Genomic DNA, 18,444 nt, shown 5'->3' on the forward strand with positions numbered 1-18,444 from the left:
GCCGCGGGTCAGGACATGTTCACGGCGTCCGGCCCGCAGCCCCTGCCCGTTCCGCGCGCCCTCGCCACCGACGAGATCCCGGGCGTCATCGCGGAGTTCCGTCACGCAGCGGCATCCGCCATCGCCGCGGGAGCGGACGGCATCGAGATCCACGCGGCCAACGGCTACCTCCTGCACCAGTTCCTCTCCCCCAACGCCAACGAGCGCACCGATCAGTACGGCGGGTCGATCGAGAACCGGTCGCGTTTCGTCGTCGAGGTCGCCGCGGCCGTCGCTGATGAGATCGGCGCCGACCGTACCGGCATCCGCATCTCCCCCGCCTTCCCCCTCGGCGGCATCGACGAGGGGGCGCGCGCGGACGTGCACGCCCAGTACCTCGACCTCGTCGCGCGCCTCGCGCCCCTGAACCTCACTTACCTCCACGTGCACCACCTGGGCGACGATGAGTTGCTCGCCGCGCTGCGCGAAGCCTGGCCGACGGCCGTGCTGGTCGTCCGCTACGGCCGCACGCGCGAGCAGATCGCGGACGACATCGAGGCGGGCCTGGCCGACATCACCCCGCTCGGACGGTTAGCGCTGGCGAATCCCGACGTTGTGGAGCGGCTGAAGGCCGATGCCCCGCTCACCGAGGTCGACCCCGGCACGCTGTACACCGGCGGCGCCCGCGGGTACGTCGACTACCCCACCCTCACCCACGTCTGACCCGAACCAGGAAGAGAACGCACCCATGACCTCACTCAACGGAGCCACCGTCCTCGTCACCGGCGCGAACGGAGGCATCGGCACCCACTTCGTGCGCGAGGCGCTCGTCCGCGGCGCGGCGAAGGTCTACGCCACCGCCCGCACACCCCGCACCTGGGACGACGAGCGCATCGTCCCCCTGCAGCTCGACGTGACGGATGCCGCATCGATCGAGGCCGCCGTCGCCGCCGCGCCCGACGTCACAATCCTGATCAACAACGCCGGCGCATCGCCCTCGAGCTTCGGCATCCTGAACCACACCGACGACGAAATCCGTCGCAACATCGAGACGAACTTCGTCGGACCACTCATGCTCGCACGCGCCTATGCCCCGCTGTTGTCGGCCCAGGCCGGAGAGACCGCGATCATCGACATCCACTCCGCGATGGCCTGGTTCGCCGTCGGCGGCATCTACTCGGCAACGAAGGCCGCCCTCTGGTCGGCGACGAACTCGATGCGCCTCGAGCTGCACCCCGCCGGCGTGCAGGTCTTGGGTGTGCATGTGGGCTGGGTCGACACGGCGATGGCCGCAGGGTCGACCGATCCGAAACTCGACCCTGCCGTGCTCGTCGCGAAGGTGTTCGATGCCACCGAGGCGGGCGAGTACGAGGTGCTGGCCGATGAGACCTCGGTGCAGCTGAAGGCGGCGCTGTCCGGACCCTTCGAGGCGCTGTACCCGCAGCTCGCGGAGTAGCGGTGCCCCATACTCGGAGCCGAGAGCTCTGAGGCGATCGCGCCGGGGCTGGGACGAGCGACCGGAAATGGCTCGCGCCGAACCACCACCCGTGCCGCGCGCTGCACGGCTGCCGTCGGTCACGACGGCAGCCGTCGCCGCATTAGCGCTCTCCCTGTCTCGTCCAAGAGGAGAAGCGCCTGCGGAGTGAGCGCGATGACTTCGCCGTGCCCGTGAGCGCCACGACGGGGATAGTCCCGACGAGAATCGAAACGCCACGAAACTCGACCGTCAGAGCTGGAAATCGAGGACCGTTCTTCGTCGCCGTCATGGCAATACCGGCCTTCCTTCTGAGGGTGCAGGGAGCCGGACTCCACCCGTCAGTGCAGCACTGACACCGCCACCGACGGTGCCCCATGGCGGCGCTGAGGCTGAGCCGTCCGTAGAGGTTCTCGGGGATGAGTGAACCGAGCCACGGCTGCTGTGAGCAGAACCTCGACGATGCCGTCGCACTCATTGGAACCACTGCGAAAACCAAGAGCGGCGCATCCTCGGGGAGACACGCCGCTATCAACTGGCTCATACGAGGTCACTTGTTCCAAAGCGACCGATGTGGTGGACCTAAGGAGATTCGAACTCCTGACCTCCTCGATGCGAACGAGGCGCGCTACCAACTGCGCCATAGGCCCATGAACAGGATCTAGGTTATCACGCGTCTCGGGTGCTCGATGCACGGGCAGGATGGAGTGATGAGCTCCGCCCCCGACTCCCCCGCGATCGTCCGCAACGTCCGGCTCTCGACATCCGCCTCGTCCGAGGCCGTCGACATCTCGATCGAAAATGGCGTCATCTCCGCGGTCACGCCGGCGCGGGCGGATGCGACGGACGGCTACGACGGGCGCGGCCTGCTGGCGCTGCCGGGCCTCGTCAACGCGCACGCGCACATCGACAAGTCCTGGTGGGGACTGCCCTGGCAGTCGTACGGCGGCGAGGGGACGACCGAGGGACGGATCCGTCACGAACGCGCGCACCGTGACGAGATCGGGATGCCGTCGGCCCGCATCACGGGCAACGTGCTCGAGCAGCTCGTCGCGCACGGCACCACCGCGATCCGCACACATGTCGACGTCGACCTGGGACTGGATCTGCGCGGGATCGACGCCGTCCGTGAAGCCGTGGCCGCCTACGGCGACGCGCTCACCGTGCAGATCGTCGCCTTCCCGCAGGACGGCGTGCTCCGCCGCCCGGGCGTGCTGGCGCTGCTCGATCGGGCGGCCCGCGCCGGTGTCGAGCACATCGGCGGCCTCGACCCCGCGACGATCGACCGCGACCCCGTCGGGCAGGTCGACGCCCTGCTCGCGCTGTCGGCGGAGCACGGGGTGGCACTCGACATCCACCTGCACGACCCCGCCGAGCTCGGCGCGTTCCAGATCGAGCTGATCCTCGACGGCGTGGAGCGATACGGGCTCCAGCAGCGAGTCAACATCGCCCACGGGTTCGCCGTCGCGCAGCTCGATCCGAGTCGTCGGCGCGACCTGCTCGCCCGCATGGGGGCGCTCGGCGTGACGATGACGACGGTCGCGCCGCTGCGGCTCCCCCAGCTTCCGCTTCACGAGCTCGACGCCGCCGGGGTCGCGTTCGGTTTCGGCACCGACGGCATCCGCGACCTGTGGAGCCCCTACGGCACGGGCGACCTGCTCGGCATCGCCTGGCAGTACGCGCGGGCGTCGAGCATCGTCCGCGACGACGACCTCCGGCGCGTCGTGGAGATCGCGACGGGCGGCTCTGCACCCTTCGTGGGGTTGCCGGTGAACCGTCTCGAGGTCGGGGATCGCGCCGACATCGTCCTCGTGGATGCCGAGAACAGCATGGACGCCCTCGTGCGCACTCCGCGCCGCGAGGCGGTCATCGGCAACGGGCGGCTGCTGGTCGGCTGATCGCCGCCGTCACCGGCTCCGGTGACGCGTCACTGACCGGAAGCGCGGCGTTCCAGCAGACGGCGCACGTGGGCTTCGATCGCGGCGTCGCCGGCGGCGGCTCCGCCCACCAGCTCCTCCTCGCGCGCGGCCGGCCGCTGCGGCAGCGCGACGGGGCGCCGGCTCTCGGCACGCTGACGCATCGCCTCTTCGAGCGCGCCGCGACGCAGCGCCTCGCGGGCGTCGACCTCGTCGAGCACCGCGGCGGCGCGCGAGCCGGCGGAGGCCGTCAGCGGTCGGGGCAGTTCGCGGGGCACCCAGGACGCCCGCTCGGAGCCGACGGCCAGATCCTGCACCTCGCGTGCGACACGCGCGACCGGGACGACGGTCTCGCGCACGACGGCCCGACGCCGCACCCGCGACATCCGCTGCCGCAGCACGAGACAGGTGACCAGGAGGGCGCCGGCGGCCCACAGGATCAGCGGGGAGCCCGTCGTGGCGAGCCGGACACCGCCCCATGCACCCAGGGCCAGCGCGACGACCGCGGTGGCACTGATGACCAGGCGGGCCCGTCGACGGGCCTGCGCGCGACGGATCTCGGGCCGTGCCCGCTCACGGGCGGCGGCGAGCGCGGCGGCCTCGCGGGCCGCAGCGGCCTCGGCGCGGGCCTGGAGCTTGGTGACCTCGAGCTCGGCGCGCACGCGGGCCAGCTCGGCCTGCTCGCGTTCGGCCTGCGCCTGACGCGCCAACCGCTGCTGGGCCATCGCCGTGCGCGCGTTCAGTTCGAGGCGGACCTCTTCGGGCGTCTCGCTCGTCTCGGCGAGGATGCGCAGGGCCTGGTTGAGGCGCACGGCGTTGCGCTCCGCGGCGTTGAACTGATGACGGCCGTGCCACGACGGCAGCAGGTAGATCATCCACAGTGCGACGGCGACGAGGACGACCACCCCACCGCCGAGAACCTGACCACCCATGGTGACCACGGTAAGGGCGACGGGCACCGGTGCCGCGACATCCGACCGCGTGTCTGACCTTCATGTGGAACCTGAGGGTTTTCGACGCCGCGGCGAGAGGTCGATTCAGCCCGTCGGACGATCCGTCGCAGGGATGGTGGCGGCATCCTGGGGCGCGCGCCCCTGCAGCCAGCGCTGGAGCACGCCGTCGGGAACCTCTTCGCGCACGAGGGCGAACGCGTAGTGATCGCGCCAGTCGCCGGCGATGTGGATGAAGCGCCGCCGCAGCCCCTCGTAGCGGAAACCGAGTTTCTCGACGACCCGCAGGCTCGCCCGGTTCTCCGGACGGATGCAGATCTCCATGCGATGCAGACCGAGCTCGCGGAAGCAGACGTCCGTCGCCAGCGCGACGGCGGTCGGTGTGATGCCGCGCCCGGCGAACCGCTCGCTCACCCAGTAGCCGATCGTCGCCGACGAGAGCGAGCCGCGGGCGATCCCCCACACGTTCAGCTGACCGGCGATCTCACCGTCGTACTCCATGACGAAGGGCACGCCGCCGCCGTCGCGGTACTGCTGCAGCAGCCGCCGGATGCCCAGACGCATGTCGAACGAGACGGGGCCGTCGGGGCTCGTGGCCTCCCACGGCCGCAGCCAGGCGCGGTTGCCGAGCAGTTCCGACTGCAGGACGCGGGCATCGCGCTGCTTGATGAGTCGGATCGAGATCGGACCGTGCTCGCGCGGTGCCGTCAACTCCACCGGCTCCCCCTCGTGTGCGCCGCGTCGGGAGCAGCGCTAGAGCTTCTCCGCAAAGTCCTTCAACCAAGGTCGCAGTTCGGGGCCGAGATCGTCGCGATCGGCCGCCAGCTGGACGATGGCCTTGATGTAGTCCACCCTATCGCCGGTGTCGTAGCGACGACCGCGGAAGATCACTCCCAACACGCCGTCGGTGACCGCCAGCTCCTGCAGCGCGTCGGTGAGCTGGATCTCGCCGCCCTTGCCCGGCTCGGTGCGCTCGAGGATGTCGAAGACGCCCGGGGTGAGCACGTAGCGGCCGATCACGGCGAAGTGGGACGGGGCGTCCTCCTTCTTCGGCTTCTCGACGAGTCCCGTCACCCGCACGACCCCCGGGTCGTCGGTGGGCTCGACCGCGGCTGCGCCGTACATGTGGATGTGGTCGGGGTCGACCTCCATGAGCGCGATGACGGTGAGCCCGGATGCCGCGTTCACCGAGATCATCGTGGAGAGCAGCTCGTCGCGCTCGTCGATGAGGTCGTCGCCGAGCATCACCGCGAACGTCGCCTCTCCGACGTGATGACGCGCGCGGAGCACGGCGTGCCCCAGCCCCTTCGGCTCGCCCTGGCGGACGAAGTGGATGTCGGCGAGCTCGGTGGACTGCTGGACGGCGCGGAGCTTCTCGTGGGCGCCCTTGGTCAGCAGGTTGGACTCGAGCTCGGGCACGGAGTCGAAGTGGTTGGAGATGTTGTTCTTGTTGCGCCCGAGGATGATGAGCACGTCGTCGATGCCCGCCTTCACCGCTTCCTCGACCACGTACTGGATCGCCGGCTTGTCGACGACGGGCAGCATCTCCTTCGGCATCGCCTTGGTGGCGGGAAGGAATCTCGTGCCCAGTCCTGCGGCGGGGATGACGGCCTTGATGGCGGGGGAAGACATGGCGACACCCTATCGGGGCCCGCTGACGCTTCCGTGCCGTCTGCGGGGCGCCCCGCTCGCCGCGCCGCCTACAATCGGACCATGACCGACGGGATCGACGACGCCAAGCGCGCACTGCGTGCCGACCTGCGCGAGCGTCGTCAGCAGCGGTCGGAGGCGATGCGGACCGCCGACGCGTCCGGGGTCAAGCAGCAGCTGGACGCCCTCGTCGACCGCCTCGGAGCCCGCTCGATCTCGTGCTTCCTCTCCGCTCCCACCGAGCCCGGCACGCACGAGTTCGTCGCGGATGCCGTGGCGCGCGGCATCCGCGTGCTGCTGCCCGTCACGCGCGCCGACGGGCTCCTCGACTGGGTCGTGGCCGAGCCGGGCGCCGACATCGCGGAAGGCCTGTTCGGCATGCCCGAGCCCGTCGGCGAGGTGCTCAGCCCCCTCGCCGTCAACGACGTCGACCTGCTGATCATCCCCGCCGCCGCGGTCGATCGCACGGGGATGCGACTCGGGTGGGGACGCGGCTACTTCGACAAGACCCTCGGGTCGATGGAGCACTGCCCTCCCGTCTACGCGGTCGTCTTCGACGCCGAGATCCTCGACGAGGTGCCGCGCGATCTCCACGATCAGCCGGTCACCGGCGTCGTCACCCCCACCCGCACCGTCGCGCTCGCGGCACCGCGACGCTGAGCCGTTCCCCGGAGGACACATGCCCACCTACGCCTATGCCTGCACCCAGTGCGGCCACCGTTTCGATGCCGTCCAGTCCTTCGCCGACGCGGCGCTCACGGTCTGCCCGGAATGCGGAGGTGCGCTGCGCAAGCAGTACGGCTCGGTCGGCGTGACCTTCAACGGGTCGGGCTTCTACCGCACCGACTCGCGTGCGTCCACCTCCGGCGCGGCACCTGGCGCCGGCGGATCGACTTCGACATCATCGAAGTCCGAGGCGAAGTCCTCGCCCGCACCGTCGGGGTCGTGACCGGCGAGAGCCGGAGAATCGGAGGAACCGTGATCAAGGGCTTCAAAGACTTCATCATGCGCGGCAACGTCATCGACCTCGCCGTCGCCGTCGTCATCGGCGCGGCCTTCACCGCGCTCGTCAATGCGGTGGTGGAAGCCATCATCAACCCCCTGATCGCGCTCTTCTGGAAGGCGGATGCCAACGGCAACATCGGCATCCCCGTCAACGGGCTCTACGGCGAGGTGATCTTCCCGATCGGCACCCTCATCTCGGCGGTCATCAGCTTCCTCGCCGTCGCCGTCGTCGTCTACTTCGCCTTCGTGGTGCCGATGAACCACTTCAAGGAGCGGCAGGCCGCCAAGGCCGGCGTCGCGCAGGAGCCGGAGTCGAAGCTGCCCACCGAGCAGGAGCTCCTGATCCAGATCCGCGACCTCCTGGAGAAGAACGCCGCACAGCGCTGACGCACCCGTCCCACCCCGGTCGTCGAGCGAGCACCCGTCGCACCCCCGGTCGTTGAGCGAGCGCCCGTCGCACCCCCGGTCGTTGAGCGAGCGCAGCGAGTCGAAACGCCCTCAGTAGTGGGGGGGGGGGGCGGGACGTCCCGCCGCATCCGATCGTCGTTCGGCCCCGACGCCCCACCGCCCGCCGGCTGCGGGGCGTCGGGCGCTTGCGCGGGCAGCTCGGGCGACGGGTCGGTGCCGGGTGCCGGCGTGAGCCGCGCGCGCCGCGAGCCGGGAACGCGCTCGACGCGCTGACGATCGGCGTCCGACATCGCCGTCAGCGCAGGTCGAGCGGCTGAGTCGCCGTCTCGGCCTTCGGCGTCTCGGGCGACGCGCCCAGGATCGCCGCGATCCGTGCGGCCACGCCGGCGGGATCGCTGTAGAGGTCGAACGCGTGCACGCGGACGTAGTGCCAGCCGAGACGCCGCAGCACCTGGGGCCGCAGCCGCAGGCTCTCGCGCAGGGTCTCGCCGATGCTGTCGGAATCGCTCTCCACGACGACGGCCTTGCCGCGGTGCTGCGCGACGAGCGGCAGCAGTCCGCGGTAGTCGACGTCGACGGCGATGCCCAGGGCGCGAAGCTCACCGGCCAACGTCAGCGTGAGGGGGTCGGCGAGGTCTTCCAGACGCGACTCCCGCGCCCGTGCCGCGATGCCGCCGAGGATCGACATCAGCATCGCCGCGCCGGACTCCAGCCGTCCCTCGTCGAACGCCGACGGACGGATCGAGGAGACGATCACCATCGAGCGGCGCGCCCGTGTCATGCCGACGGTGAGCAGACGCTCCCCGTCCGCCCCGGAGAGGTCGCCGAAGTCGCTGAGGACGCGCCCGTGCTTGGTCAGTCCGAAGCCGAGGGAGAACACGACACGGTCGCGGCTCTCGGCGACAGATTCCTCCAGGCCCAGCACGGCGAACGGCTCGGCCGTGTCACGGCCGACGAACTCGGCGACATCCGAGCGACCCGCGAACGCCGCGGCGACGGCCGCGCGCACGCGCTCGGCGTGGCGCACCGACGCGGTGACGACCATGAGCGTCTCGGTGGGCCGGTTGACCGCATGCTCGACGACGAGGGTGACGACCCGCGCGACTTCGGCGTCGGGGCTCTCGACGGCGCCCGTGATCGGATCGGGGGTGCCGGTGCCGCCCTCGACATAGTCGACGCTGAGGCTTCCGCGTCCCAGGTACGAGCCCGCCCAGGGGAACGAGACGAGCCGGCCCCCGTAGAACGCGCCGTTGACGAGCTCTGCCAGGTCTTCGCCGCCCGCGCGGTAGCTGCGGGTGAGGGTCTCGACCGGCACGAGCTCGGACAGCCGCTCGAAGACGCTCACGTGGTCGAACGGCACCTCGGGCTCGTCGTCGGGCGTCGGGTGGCCCGCCCCGACCCGGAACGGCGTCGGGCGCTGGGTGACCGGGTCGCCGAACACGACGACCTGACGCGCACGCCGCAGCGCCGGGGCCGCCTCGGCCAGGCACAGGGCCGCGGCATCCGCGATGACGACCACGTCGAACAGGGGCGTCTCGGGGATCGCCGGCACCTCGTACGGGGATGCGAGCCAGACCGGCGCCAGCGTGCGCACGAGAGCCGGCGCCGCGGCGACGAGCTCCGCCGCGGTCGCTCCCGGGCCGCGCAGCACCTGCTTGAGCGCCGCGGCCTCGCCGGCCTCGTCGACGACCGCGATCTTCCAGGTGGTCGCCAGCTCCGCCGCCAGCAGCGGTCCGGCCGAGGCGGCGTGCGCCTCGTCGACGAGACGGTAGTCGCGCTCCAGACGGTCGACGACCGAGGTGTTGGCGCCGAGCAGTGCGCGATCCGAGCGCAGCATCGCCTCCAGCGCCGACTGCCACCAGGCGAACTCGAACTCCGCGGCGACGTGCTCTTCCGGCACGTGACGCACCGACAGCTCGGTGAGCAGGTCTTCCAGCCCCATCTCGGCCAGCTCGCCGCGCAGCGTCGCGCGCTCGACCAGATTGTCGAACACGTCGGAGCGGGCGGCGAGACCGGCGAGGGTCCGCAGGAGGTACGGGATGGGAAGCGACGACAGCGGCTCGGTGCGCCCGAGGGCGCGGTCGAGCGCGGCGAGGTCGGCCGACACCCGCTGCCACGCCATCGCGACGTCGTCCAGCCCCAGGGGGATCTCGGGCATGACACCCGGGTCGACGAGCTGCTGCCACTGCGTGCGCTGCTGCTGCACCCGCACGAGCGACTCGTGCATGTCGGTGATGTGCATGCCGGGTCGCACGTACTCGCGGGAGAGGTTCTTCAACCGGCGGCGCTGCGGCGAGGTCATGGCGGGCGCGTCACGACGCGGGGCGTGCGCCTGGATGAGCTCTCCGAGCGGGCGTTCGAACACCGTCATGCTGAAACGGTCGAGAGACGCGCGGATGCCCTGCAGCAACTGGACGTAGCTGCCCAGTTCGGCGAGCGTCGAGAACGGACGCATGCGCGTCTGGGCGATGAGCTCGTAGCCGCGCTCGAGCATCGCCGGCACGTCGCTGCGGTGGAGGCGTCCGGCGAGCGCGTGGGCGTCGCGGGCCTCCTGGGTGGACGCGAACGCGACCCCGTACCACGGCGAGTCGTCGGGGCCGAAGCGGAACTCGCCGAGGCGGGCGGCGGTCGCCAGCGCCTGCGCGGCTTCGGCGCGGCGGGTGCCGAGCGACTGCAGCGTGGCGAGGTCGAAACGGGTGGATGCCGACGGCTGCGGCGTCATCGCCGCGATCGTGGTCAGGGTGCGCAGCGCCTCGAGCGGCGAGACCTCGACCCGCGGATGCCGCTGCGTGAGGGCGTCGCGATAGTCACGCAGCACGGTGCGCAGCCGCACGAGGGCGTCGTCGACGTCGGCCACCTTGGGCTGTTCGGCCTTCTCGTTGCGGGTGATCGCGCGGATCAGGTCGCGGTGCAGGTGGCGGGGTGAGACGGCGAGCCCGGGAAGCCCGATGCCGCCGAGGCGGTGCCGCACGCCCTCGAGCGTGGAACGCCGTGCGCTGACCACCAGCACGCGCTTGCCCGCGCGGACGAGCTCGCCGACGGCGTTGATGACGGTCTGGGTGCCGCCCGTGCCGGGCAGGGTGTGGACGGCGAGCGACTGGCCCGCGACGATGCGCGCCAGCACCGCCTCCTGCTCCGCGTCGGCGTCGAGGAGCAGGCGGTCGGCGGCGGGCGGACGCTCGTCGGAGCTCACGCTCGGCGGCGGGGTCCGCACGATCGTGAGATCCTCCCGATCGGACTCGTGGCCGGCCAGGGCGTTCAGGATCGGGTGGTCGAGGGTCTCGGCGTCGCGGCCCATCGGCGAGGAGACGTCGGCGAAGGTCGAGACCACCAGACGCGGCTGCACCGTGAACGTGTCGACGTGCGCGGTGAGCGCCCGCAGGTGGTCGATCACCGGCTGCGGCTTGAAGACGCCCGCGTCGTAGGCGAGTTCCGCGAGCGCGCGACCGTCGATGACGATGCCGAAATGCGTGCGTGCCGCGACGACGAGCTCGGGGTTGATCGTGAAGGCGCCGTGCAGTTTGAGGTCGAAGTCGGCATGGTGCCGGCGGATGGCGAGGGGGCGCAGCAGCACGGGCGCCGCATAGGCGACGCCGCCGATCCGCCAGGCCGCGACGCCGACGGCGAGGTGGACCGTGTCCAGTCCGCGCGTCGTGCGCAGCTCGACGTCCTTGGCGGCGATGCGCTCGGCGGCCAGGCGTGCGGTGCGCAGCGCGACCTCGTCGCGGAAGAGGTTGGACAGCAGCGTGGAGCGGCCGGTGATGAACTGCGGCAGGCTCCCGGGATGCGCTTTCGTGATGTCGATGCCGGCATCACCGGCATCCGTGTAGTGCAGGAGCGTCGAGCGCCCGCCCAGCCAGCCCGACTCCTCGCGCAGCCGTGCGCGTTCGCCGGCCGCGACGTGCGCCACGACGACGCCCGGCTCCGACAGGTCGAGGTCGGCGGGGGTCACGGCGTACCCGTGGTCGGCGTCGTCCACGCCTCGCACGGCGCCATCGTCTGCTCTCCACACACTCGACACCTTAAAGTCCCGATCACGGCGTTCCCGGTTGGCGCGGCGGGTTTTGCCGGTATTGGGGCGGATGTGGCGGATGAGAATGCCGGATGCGGGCGGACCATCGCCTCCTCCCCACACCCGGAGACCTCCGGAGTGTCCACCGCCGACGGGGGAAGGGGCTCTCGCGTCCGCGGCCGACGCCATCATGGACGCATGACCTCGACTCCCGCATTCTCGGTGCACCCGACACCGATCGGCGAGGCCCTCATCGTCGTCGCCGATGGGGGCCTCGCCTTCCTCGACGTCCTCGAGGGGTCGCCCGGCCAGCTCGAACGACATCTGGAGGAGATCAGCGCCCGGCTCGGTGCCGTTCCGGTACCGGACGACGGCCCCGCCACGGACGTCGTCGACCAGCTCGACGAGTACTTCGCCGGCCACCGGCGCACGTTCGCGCTGCCGATCGACCTCGGCACCGTCGACGGCTTCGCCCGACGCGCACTCGAGGCGATCTGCGAGATCCCCTATGCGGAGACCGCGTCGTACGGCGAGGTCGCAGTGCGGGCGGGGTCTCCCGGCGCGCACCGTGCCGCGGGGTCGGCGTGCGCGCGCACGCCGATCTCGATCGTCGTGCCGGCGCACCGCGTCGTGCGCGCCGACGGCTCGATCGGCGAGTACGGCGGGCATCCCGAACGCAAGCGCTTCCTGCTCGATCTCGAAGCCCGCGTCGGTGCGGTCCCGCCCATGTCGATCGAAGGCGCCGCGACCGTGTAGGCCGGTCGCGGCGCCTTCCCGGCGGGGCCCGCTCGCCGTCCCGCGGGAGGCCGGTGGTATCGTCGTCGGCACGGGTGACGCGGCCGTCACCCCCGAAATGAGGGAGGCGAGATGGCTGTGACGCCGCTCGCCACCGACGACGATCTGCTCGCCCAGGCGGTCGGCGAGCTCGCCACCCGCACCGGCCTTCCGGTCGCCTTCGGCGGCTTCGAACGCGCCAACGCGGTCGAGGTGACCTCGGTGGTCGGCAATCGCACGCCGCATCTGTCCGGTCTCGTCGTGCAGGCCACACGCGGCCTCGGCGGACGCGCCCTCGTCGAGCGGCGCCCGCGTCTCGCGCTGGACTACCGGTCGTCGCGCAACATCACCCACGACTACGACCGCGCCATCCTCGGGGAGGGTATCTCGACCCTGTTCGCGGTGCCGGTCGTCGTCTCGGGCCGCGCGCGCGGCGTGCTGTACTGCGGCTCGTGGTCGCCGGCGCCGTTCGGCGAGTCGACGGCGCGGACCGCGCTCCAGGTCGCAACGGATCTGGCGACCGAGCTGCGCGTGCGCGACGAAGTGGGCCGGCGCCTGGCCCTCACGACCTCCCCCGCCACCGGGGTCGACGTCGCCGCCCGGGAGGAGCTTCGCGACGCCTACGCGCAGCTGCGCGGCATCGCCGCCGACGTCGCGGATGCGGGTATCCGCCGACGACTCGGCGAGGTGGAGCGCCGCCTGGCCGCGCTGACCCGCGAAGACGGGACCGCCGTCGAGACGCTCGACGTCCGGCTGTCGCCGCGCGAGATCGACGTGCTGTCGTGCGCCGCGCTCGGCCAGACCAACGCCGAGATCGCCCTCGCGCTCGGCCTGCGCGAGGGGACCGTCAAGTCGTACCTGCAGGCGGCGATGTCCAAGCTCGACGCCGGCACGCGCCACGCCGCCGTGGCCCGGGCGCGCCGCGCGGGACTGCTCCCCTGACGACGCCCGCCCCGGCGAGGCCGCCTCGCTCGGGTGATCAGCCGGCGGTCACGTCGACGGTGAAGGTCACATCCTGGATGCCGCCGTCCGCGTTCGCGAGGACGACGGTCGCCTCGCCGACCGCGAGCGCGCGGACACCGGGATTGAACTCGGCATCCCCCTTCGTGCCACCGGGGACGAACTCGGCCACCCGCTCGTCCGACACCGTCGCGGTGTAGCTGTCGCCCGCGAGGTCGCCGGTGAGGATGTTGAGGCTCTGGCCGACGACGAGCTCGACGGTGGCGCCCTGGAGGTCGTTCGCGCTCATCGTCACGGGCGCGATCACGGCGGTCCCGTCGCCAGACGGGGTGGGAGTGCCCGCGCCCCCGCCCGACGCGCATGCGGTGAGGGCGACCAGGACGGCGACGACGACGGCGACCAGCGGGATGCGGCGGGAGACGCTCATGACGCCATGATGGCACCCGGCGCAGCCGATGCCCGGGATCGCACCGCGACGACACGGTCGGCGCGGGCATTATGGTGATCACGTGGGCTCGGACTGGACGCGTCGTGTGCTCGTGGTGGAGGACCAGGCCGCACTGCGCATGCTCGTGTGCGACCTGCTGGAGCGGCACGGGTTCGAGACGGCGTCGGCCGCCGACGCCGCGACCGCGACGCGGCTGTTCGCCGACTTCGACCCGGACGCGCTGCTGACCGACATCGACCTGGGCAGCCGCCCCTCCGGGGCCGAGCTGGCGGCGATGCTCGCCGAGCTCGCCCCGCATCTGGCGATCGTCTTCCTCAGCAGCTATCCGCGGGCCGCTGCGGGCGGGGCGGCGATGGGGATCGCGCACGCCGTCTTCGTCGCCAAGCAGGATCTGGACTCCCCCGACACACTCGTCTCGGCGCTGGAGCGCGCACTGTCCACACGGCGGGAGCCCGAGGCGACGGCCGCGCCCGCGGCAGGGTCTCGCGACGGCTTGGACGCACTGACCCGGCACCAGCTCGAGATCCTGGCGATGGTGGCGCGTGGCTGGTCGAACGAGCGCATCGCGCAGGAGTCGGGATCGACCCTGCGGGCGGTGGAGCGCTCGATCAGTCGACTGTTCGACAGACTCGACGTCACGGGCGATCCGACGGTGAGTCCCCGCGTCGCCGCCGCCGCGATCTACCTCGCGGCGTTCGGCCCTGTGCGATGAGCACCGCCCGATGAGGCGGCTGTTGCTCGCGGTGCGCGCCGCCGCCTCGGGAGGGCGCTTCCTGAGCGTGTGGTCGCTCGTTCTCACGGCGCCCCTCTCGCTCACGATCATGGCCCCGGTCGGCGCGGGCGTCGACGTCGGAGCGGTCGCCCCGGCCACCGCCCTGACCACGGCGGGATTCGTGCTCGCGCTCGGCCTGCTCGCCGCCCTGGAGCGGCGCCTCCCCCGTCGCCGCGTCAGAGCGGTGTCGATCGTGGTGGGGATCGTCGTGTGCGCGGCGCTGCGTCCCGTCGTGCAGGATGCGTGGGCGAGCGCGCTGGGCCTGCCGGCGCCGGCCGCCGCACAGCTGCCCTTCCGCATCGCGACGAACGTCGTGGTGTGGCCGGTCGTGCTGGCCGTCGTCGCGGTGCTCGAGAACGCGCTGCGCACCCTCCGGCGCACCAACGCGCTCCTGCGCGAGGTGGCCCACGAGCTGGCGGATGCGGGTGCGCGCGCCGCCCACGCCGACCGCGTCGCGCGGCGGGAGGTGGAGGCCGCGGCATCCGCGCTCACGGTCGCCGTCGAGCGGCTGGGCATGCACGACGGCACCGACCCGGTGCGCGAACTCGGCGCGGTCGGCTTCCGCGCCTGGAGCCATCGACTGCAGCATCTGGCGGACGAACCGCTCGCGCCCGGCGACGCCGTCACGGCGCCCGCCCCCGTCGGCCCCCCGGGGCGCGGCGGGCGCCGGCGACTTCCGCCGTTCCGGCTGCCGCCGCGCGGCGCGGTGACCGTCGTCTACATCGCCTGCACCCTGCCCTACGCGCTGCGCACGAGCACCCCGTCTGAGCTGGCGGTCGGACTCCTCGCCGTGGCGCTCGCGGGAGCGATCGTGGACGGGGTCTCGCGCCGACGCGCCCTGGCGCGCAGCGCGCACGCCGCCGCGGCGACCTACCTCGGCGCGGCGGCCGGCGCCGGCGTGCTGCTCTCGCTGCTCGCCCTCGCGGACGGCCACCACGGAGTCGTCGCCGTGCTGCCGGCCGTCGACTACCTGGCCTTCTCCCTCGCCGGCGGACTGTGCGCCGGCGCGCTGCACGCGCTGCGACGCGAGCAGCGGCGACTGTCCGGCGCGGTCGCGCACGCGCAGCGCGCGACGAGGGAAGGGGCGCGCCCGGTGCGCGAGGGGCTGCGCCGCACCGCCGAGTTGCTGCACCGCGAGGGCCAGGGCGCCTGCGTGCAGTTCGTGCTCGTGCATCCCGCTGCGACCCCGGACGAGATCGCCCTGCTGCAGCACCGGCTCGGCGACCTCCTGCACCGGATGCCGTCGACGTACGCCGCCGCGGACGGCGGGGCCGACGCCGCGGCGCTCGCCGCCCTCACCGACACGTGGGGGCGCGTGATCGACCTGGATGCGCGCGTCAGCCCGGCGGCGGCGACGGCGCTCGACCGGGATCCGTGGGCGGCGCGCGACGCGTACGACGTGGTCGCCGAGGGCCTCCTCAACGCGGTCAAGCACAGCGGGCAGAAGCGCGCTCGCGTTCTCCTCGATGTCGCCCCGACCGGCGCGGGGCCGCGGCTGCGCGTCGAGGTGCGCTCCTTCGGCACGGCGCCGGCGGGGGCCCAGCTGCGCCCCGCGTCGCACGTGCGCGATCTCGGCGCACGGCTGCGCGCCGAGGCGGGCGAAGCGGTGCTCGAGGCGGCGCTGCCGCTCGCCCCCGCCCCTCCTGTCGTGTCAGCCGAACATCGCGGAGAGGCGCCGACACCCGGGTCATAACGTCGTCATCGCGCCCCGACATCCGGTCGGGACCCGCCGATGAACGGAACCGACGTGAACGAGCTGCACACCCTCCTCCCCCTCGCCGTGGGGATGCTCCTGTCCCCCCTGCCGATCGTGGCCGTGGTGGCGATCCTCCTCTCCCCGCGCGGGCGGGCCTGCGCTCCGGTGTACACCGCCGCGTTCACGCTCGTCTCGGTCGCAGTCGTCGGCCTCGGCGCCGCGGGCGCCGCCCGCGCATCGTCGGCGAACGGCGCCGACTCGCGGATCGTCTCGCTCGTGCTGGCCATCGTGCTGACCATCGGGTTCACGGTCTTCGCGATCGCGAGCTGGGCGGGACGCCCTCCGCACGGCCAGCCGGCCGTCGCACCGAAATGGCTCGCGGCGATCGATGGCGTCACCCCTCTGTCTGCGGTAGGCCTCGGGCTGGTCATGGCGATCACCAACACCAAGAACATCCCGCTGGCTCTGAAGGCGGGTGCCGTCATCGGCGAGGCGCACGTGACACCCCTCATCGGCGTGATCCTCTGCCTCGCCGTCGCGATCACCGGCTCGCTGCTGCTGATCGTGCCCGCCCTGGTCGAGCTGACCGGCTCCGCACGCGTGCACCGTGGCCTGCAGGCACTGAAATCCCAGTTGATCGCCCACAACGCCGCCATGATGACAGTGCTGTTCGCGATCCTCGCGGCGAACGAGGCCGCACAGGTCATCCACCGCCTGGTCGCCTGACCGGCGTCCTCCCCTCTCCGCTTCCCGCGCATCCCCGAAAGAAGGCCGTCATGTCGAACACCATCGAGAACACCCCCACCGTCGCCTGCGTCGCGACCGCCCCCGCGGGCACCTTCCGCGGGCTGGTCCGCGAGGGCGTCCGCTCCTGGCGCGGCATCCGCTACGCCGAGGCGCCCACAGGCGATCGCCGCTGGCGCGACCCGGTCGCCGCGGCGACCGCCGACGGCGAGGTCGACGCGACCGCGTTCGGCCCCGCCTGCCCGCAGGTGCGCACCCCGGCGATCGCCCTCGGCGACGATGCGGTGCTGGACGAGGACTGCCTCTCCCTCAACGTCTGGGCACCCGACACCGCCGCGGCGCGCCCCGTGATGGTGTGGATCCACGGCGGGGCCTACACCTTCGGCGCGTCGAGCCAGCAGATGTACGACGCGACGTCGATCGTCGACCGCGGTGACGTCGTCGTCGTGACCGTCAACTACCGGCTGGCCGCGTTCGGCTTCCTGGATCTGTCGGGCCTGTTGCCCGACGGCGGCTTCGACCGCAACCTCGCCCTGAAGGACGTGCTGCTCGCCCTGCGCTGGGTGCAGGGGAACATCGCCGCGTTCGGGGGCGACCCTGGGCGGATCACCGTGTTCGGCGAGTCCGCCGGGGGCGGCCTGGTCACGACGCTGCTCGCGACACCGTCGGCGGCCGGGCTCTTCCACCGCGCCATCGCGCAGTCCTCCCCCGCCTCCAGCATGTACGGCGTGGACCGCGCCCGCGACGTCGCCGAGCGCTTCACCCGAGAGCTCGGCATCGACACCACGGATGCCGCGGCCGCCGCAGCCGCGCTGCGCGCGGCATCCGCCGACCGACTCGTCGCGGCGGGGATGGCCGTGTACGCGCAGGTGCCCGATGAGGCGCCCGGCACGCTGGCCTTCGCGCCCATCGTCGACGGCGAGCTGCTGCCGGAAGCGCCCGCCACCGTGCTCCACGAGGGTCGCGGCCTGCCCGTGCCGCTCATCATCGGCACCAATAAGGACGAGGCCTCGCTGTTCAAGTTCATGAAGTCGCCGCTCATCCCGATCACCGAGGAGCGCATCATGAAGATGTTCACCGACATGGCCGCCGACAACCCCACCGTCGAGCTGCCGTCGGTCGCGCAGGTGCAGACCGCCTACGAGAACGTGCGCCACAACATGGTGGGGCTGGGCGTCGCCCGCGACATCGGCTTCCGGATGCCCACCCTGTGGATCGCCGAGGGCCACAGCCGGGTCGCCGACGTCTGGCTGTACCGCTTCGACCACGCGACGCCCTTCCTCCGGCTGATCGGGCTGGGCGCCACCCACGGCAGCGAGCTGGCCTACCTCTGGGGCAGTTTCTCCAGCGGCCCCAAGGACCTCACGTTCCGTCTCGGCGGCAAGCGCTCCGGAGAGGAGATCTCCGTGCGGATGCAGGACCGCTGGACCGCCTTCGCCCACGGGCGCACCCCCGACGCCGAGGGCGTGCCCGGTGCACCCCACTGGCCCGCCTACGCCACCGCATCGACCGACGCCGCGGACATCGCCCGCGCCACGCTGGTGATCGAGCGGCACGACAGCGTCGTCGACGACCTCGACGCGCCGCTGCGCGCGGCCTGGGGCGACCAGGTCCTCGACTTCCACTGATCCCCCGTCGCCCCGGCTTCGCCCCGCC

Annotated in this window: 17 protein-coding genes and 1 tRNA gene; 12 read left to right on the forward strand and 6 right to left on the reverse strand. The window is 72.2% G+C overall.

Annotation, left to right across the window (positions count from 1 at the left end):
- A partial coding sequence (locus AC1Q49_RS14130) for an oxidoreductase (RefSeq protein WP_492492918.1) occupies nt 1–702 on the forward strand: 702 nt, incomplete at its 5' end.
- 25 nt (nt 703–727) lie between these two features.
- On the forward strand, nt 728–1,435 hold the full coding sequence (locus AC1Q49_RS14135) for an SDR family oxidoreductase (RefSeq protein WP_492492920.1): 708 nt from the start codon (nt 728–730) through the stop codon (nt 1,433–1,435).
- A gap of 592 nt (nt 1,436–2,027) precedes the next feature.
- On the opposite strand, the gene AC1Q49_RS14140 is transcribed toward AC1Q49_RS14135, so the two are convergent.
- Nucleotides 2,028–2,103 (reverse strand) — tRNA-Ala (locus AC1Q49_RS14140).
- A 60-nt stretch (nt 2,104–2,163) separates the two neighbouring features.
- Between AC1Q49_RS14140 and AC1Q49_RS14145 the strand changes: the two genes are divergently transcribed.
- A complete protein-coding gene (locus AC1Q49_RS14145) occupies nt 2,164–3,351 on the forward strand; it encodes an amidohydrolase family protein (RefSeq protein ID WP_492492922.1) in 1,188 nt (395 codons plus the stop codon).
- Between the two features lie 29 nt (nt 3,352–3,380).
- Here AC1Q49_RS14145 and AC1Q49_RS14150 read toward each other — a convergent pair whose 3' ends face one another.
- From AC1Q49_RS14150 to galU, 3 genes are all read right to left on the reverse strand, one after another.
- On the reverse strand, nt 3,381–4,301 hold the full coding sequence (locus AC1Q49_RS14150; protein WP_492492924.1) for a large exoprotein: 921 nt from the start codon (nt 4,299–4,301) through the stop codon (nt 3,381–3,383).
- A gap of 105 nt (nt 4,302–4,406) precedes the next feature.
- Nucleotides 4,407–5,036 carry a GNAT family N-acetyltransferase gene (locus AC1Q49_RS14155; protein ID WP_492492926.1) on the reverse strand — a complete coding sequence of 210 codons (630 nt, stop codon included), beginning with the start codon at nt 5,034–5,036 and terminating at the stop codon, nt 4,407–4,409.
- Between the two features lie 36 nt (nt 5,037–5,072).
- Nucleotides 5,073–5,951, reverse strand: coding sequence for a UTP--glucose-1-phosphate uridylyltransferase GalU (gene galU / locus AC1Q49_RS14160; RefSeq protein ID WP_060960052.1), 879 nt, complete (start codon nt 5,949–5,951; stop codon nt 5,073–5,075).
- 81 nt (nt 5,952–6,032) lie between these two features.
- Between galU and AC1Q49_RS14165 the strand changes: the two genes are divergently transcribed.
- From AC1Q49_RS14165 to mscL, 3 genes are read left to right on the forward strand one after another with little or no spacing between them, the layout of a single operon-like run.
- The gene (locus tag AC1Q49_RS14165; protein ID WP_060960053.1) at nt 6,033–6,629 is read left to right on the forward strand and encodes a 5-formyltetrahydrofolate cyclo-ligase; all 597 of its coding nucleotides are present in this window, start codon (nt 6,033–6,035) and stop codon (nt 6,627–6,629) included.
- Nucleotides 6,630–6,648: 19 nt separating this feature from the next.
- Nucleotides 6,649–6,918, forward strand: a complete 270-nt coding sequence (locus AC1Q49_RS14170; protein WP_060960054.1) for an FmdB family zinc ribbon protein — start codon at nt 6,649–6,651, stop codon at nt 6,916–6,918.
- Nucleotides 6,919–6,947: 29 nt separating this feature from the next.
- Entirely contained in the window at nt 6,948–7,361 is a 414-nt protein-coding gene (gene mscL, locus AC1Q49_RS14175; RefSeq protein WP_492492937.1) for a large conductance mechanosensitive channel protein MscL, read from the forward strand.
- Between the two features lie 316 nt (nt 7,362–7,677).
- Here the strand turns inward: mscL and AC1Q49_RS14180 are convergent, their stop codons facing one another.
- Complete coding sequence (locus tag AC1Q49_RS14180) at nt 7,678–11,370, reverse strand: DNA2/NAM7 family helicase (RefSeq protein WP_061782100.1); 3,693 nt, start codon at nt 11,368–11,370, stop codon at nt 7,678–7,680.
- A 222-nt stretch (nt 11,371–11,592) separates the two neighbouring features.
- Here AC1Q49_RS14180 and AC1Q49_RS14185 point away from each other — a divergent pair, with 222 nt between their 5' ends.
- Both AC1Q49_RS14185 and AC1Q49_RS14190 read left to right on the forward strand, forming a co-directional pair.
- On the forward strand, nt 11,593–12,150 hold the full coding sequence (locus tag AC1Q49_RS14185) for a methylated-DNA--[protein]-cysteine S-methyltransferase (RefSeq protein WP_492492929.1): 558 nt from the start codon (nt 11,593–11,595) through the stop codon (nt 12,148–12,150).
- A gap of 111 nt (nt 12,151–12,261) precedes the next feature.
- Nucleotides 12,262–13,110, forward strand: coding sequence for a LuxR C-terminal-related transcriptional regulator (locus tag AC1Q49_RS14190; RefSeq protein ID WP_061782099.1), 849 nt, complete (start codon nt 12,262–12,264; stop codon nt 13,108–13,110).
- A gap of 37 nt (nt 13,111–13,147) precedes the next feature.
- On the opposite strand, the gene AC1Q49_RS14195 is transcribed toward AC1Q49_RS14190, so the two are convergent.
- Nucleotides 13,148–13,555, reverse strand: a complete 408-nt coding sequence (locus tag AC1Q49_RS14195) for a hypothetical protein (RefSeq protein ID WP_205282575.1) — start codon at nt 13,553–13,555, stop codon at nt 13,148–13,150.
- Nucleotides 13,556–13,637: 82 nt separating this feature from the next.
- On the opposite strand from AC1Q49_RS14195, the gene AC1Q49_RS14200 reads away from it, so the two are divergent.
- From AC1Q49_RS14200 to AC1Q49_RS14215, 4 genes are read left to right on the forward strand one after another with little or no spacing between them, the layout of a single operon-like run.
- The gene (locus AC1Q49_RS14200) at nt 13,638–14,288 is read left to right on the forward strand and encodes a response regulator (RefSeq protein WP_205282574.1); all 651 of its coding nucleotides are present in this window, start codon (nt 13,638–13,640) and stop codon (nt 14,286–14,288) included.
- A gap of 10 nt (nt 14,289–14,298) precedes the next feature.
- A complete protein-coding gene (locus tag AC1Q49_RS14205; RefSeq protein ID WP_492492932.1) occupies nt 14,299–16,041 on the forward strand; it encodes a hypothetical protein in 1,743 nt (580 codons plus the stop codon).
- A 39-nt stretch (nt 16,042–16,080) separates the two neighbouring features.
- The gene (locus tag AC1Q49_RS14210; RefSeq protein WP_223849517.1) at nt 16,081–16,770 is read left to right on the forward strand and encodes a GAP family protein; all 690 of its coding nucleotides are present in this window, start codon (nt 16,081–16,083) and stop codon (nt 16,768–16,770) included.
- Between the two features lie 50 nt (nt 16,771–16,820).
- Complete coding sequence (locus tag AC1Q49_RS14215; protein ID WP_492492935.1) at nt 16,821–18,416, forward strand: carboxylesterase/lipase family protein; 1,596 nt, start codon at nt 16,821–16,823, stop codon at nt 18,414–18,416.
- Nucleotides 18,417–18,444 lie beyond the last annotated feature (28 nt).

This window comes from Microbacterium sp. MPR-TSA4, from assembly GCF_058792815.1.

Bases quoted from the DNA above. Each gene is read 5' to 3' on its own strand.
- AC1Q49_RS14185 (WP_492492929.1), top strand. From the start codon at position 11,593: ATGACCTCGACTCCCGCATTCTCGGTGCACCCGACACCGATCGGCGAG.
- AC1Q49_RS14195 (WP_205282575.1), bottom strand. From the start codon at position 13,555: ATGAGCGTCTCCCGCCGCATCCCGCTGGTCGCCGTCGTCGTCGCCGTC.
- AC1Q49_RS14170 (WP_060960054.1), top strand. From the start codon at position 6,649: ATGCCCACCTACGCCTATGCCTGCACCCAGTGCGGCCACCGTTTCGAT.
- AC1Q49_RS14210 (WP_223849517.1), top strand. From the start codon at position 16,081: ATGAACGGAACCGACGTGAACGAGCTGCACACCCTCCTCCCCCTCGCC.
- AC1Q49_RS14215 (WP_492492935.1), top strand. From the start codon at position 16,821: ATGTCGAACACCATCGAGAACACCCCCACCGTCGCCTGCGTCGCGACC.
- AC1Q49_RS14145 (WP_492492922.1), top strand. From the start codon at position 2,164: ATGAGCTCCGCCCCCGACTCCCCCGCGATCGTCCGCAACGTCCGGCTC.
- AC1Q49_RS14165 (WP_060960053.1), top strand. From the start codon at position 6,033: ATGACCGACGGGATCGACGACGCCAAGCGCGCACTGCGTGCCGACCTG.
- AC1Q49_RS14135 (WP_492492920.1), top strand. From the start codon at position 728: ATGACCTCACTCAACGGAGCCACCGTCCTCGTCACCGGCGCGAACGGA.
- AC1Q49_RS14205 (WP_492492932.1), top strand. From the start codon at position 14,299: ATGAGGCGGCTGTTGCTCGCGGTGCGCGCCGCCGCCTCGGGAGGGCGC.
- galU (WP_060960052.1), bottom strand. From the start codon at position 5,951: ATGTCTTCCCCCGCCATCAAGGCCGTCATCCCCGCCGCAGGACTGGGC.
- AC1Q49_RS14150 (WP_492492924.1), bottom strand. From the start codon at position 4,301: ATGGGTGGTCAGGTTCTCGGCGGTGGGGTGGTCGTCCTCGTCGCCGTC.
- AC1Q49_RS14190 (WP_061782099.1), top strand. From the start codon at position 12,262: ATGGCTGTGACGCCGCTCGCCACCGACGACGATCTGCTCGCCCAGGCG.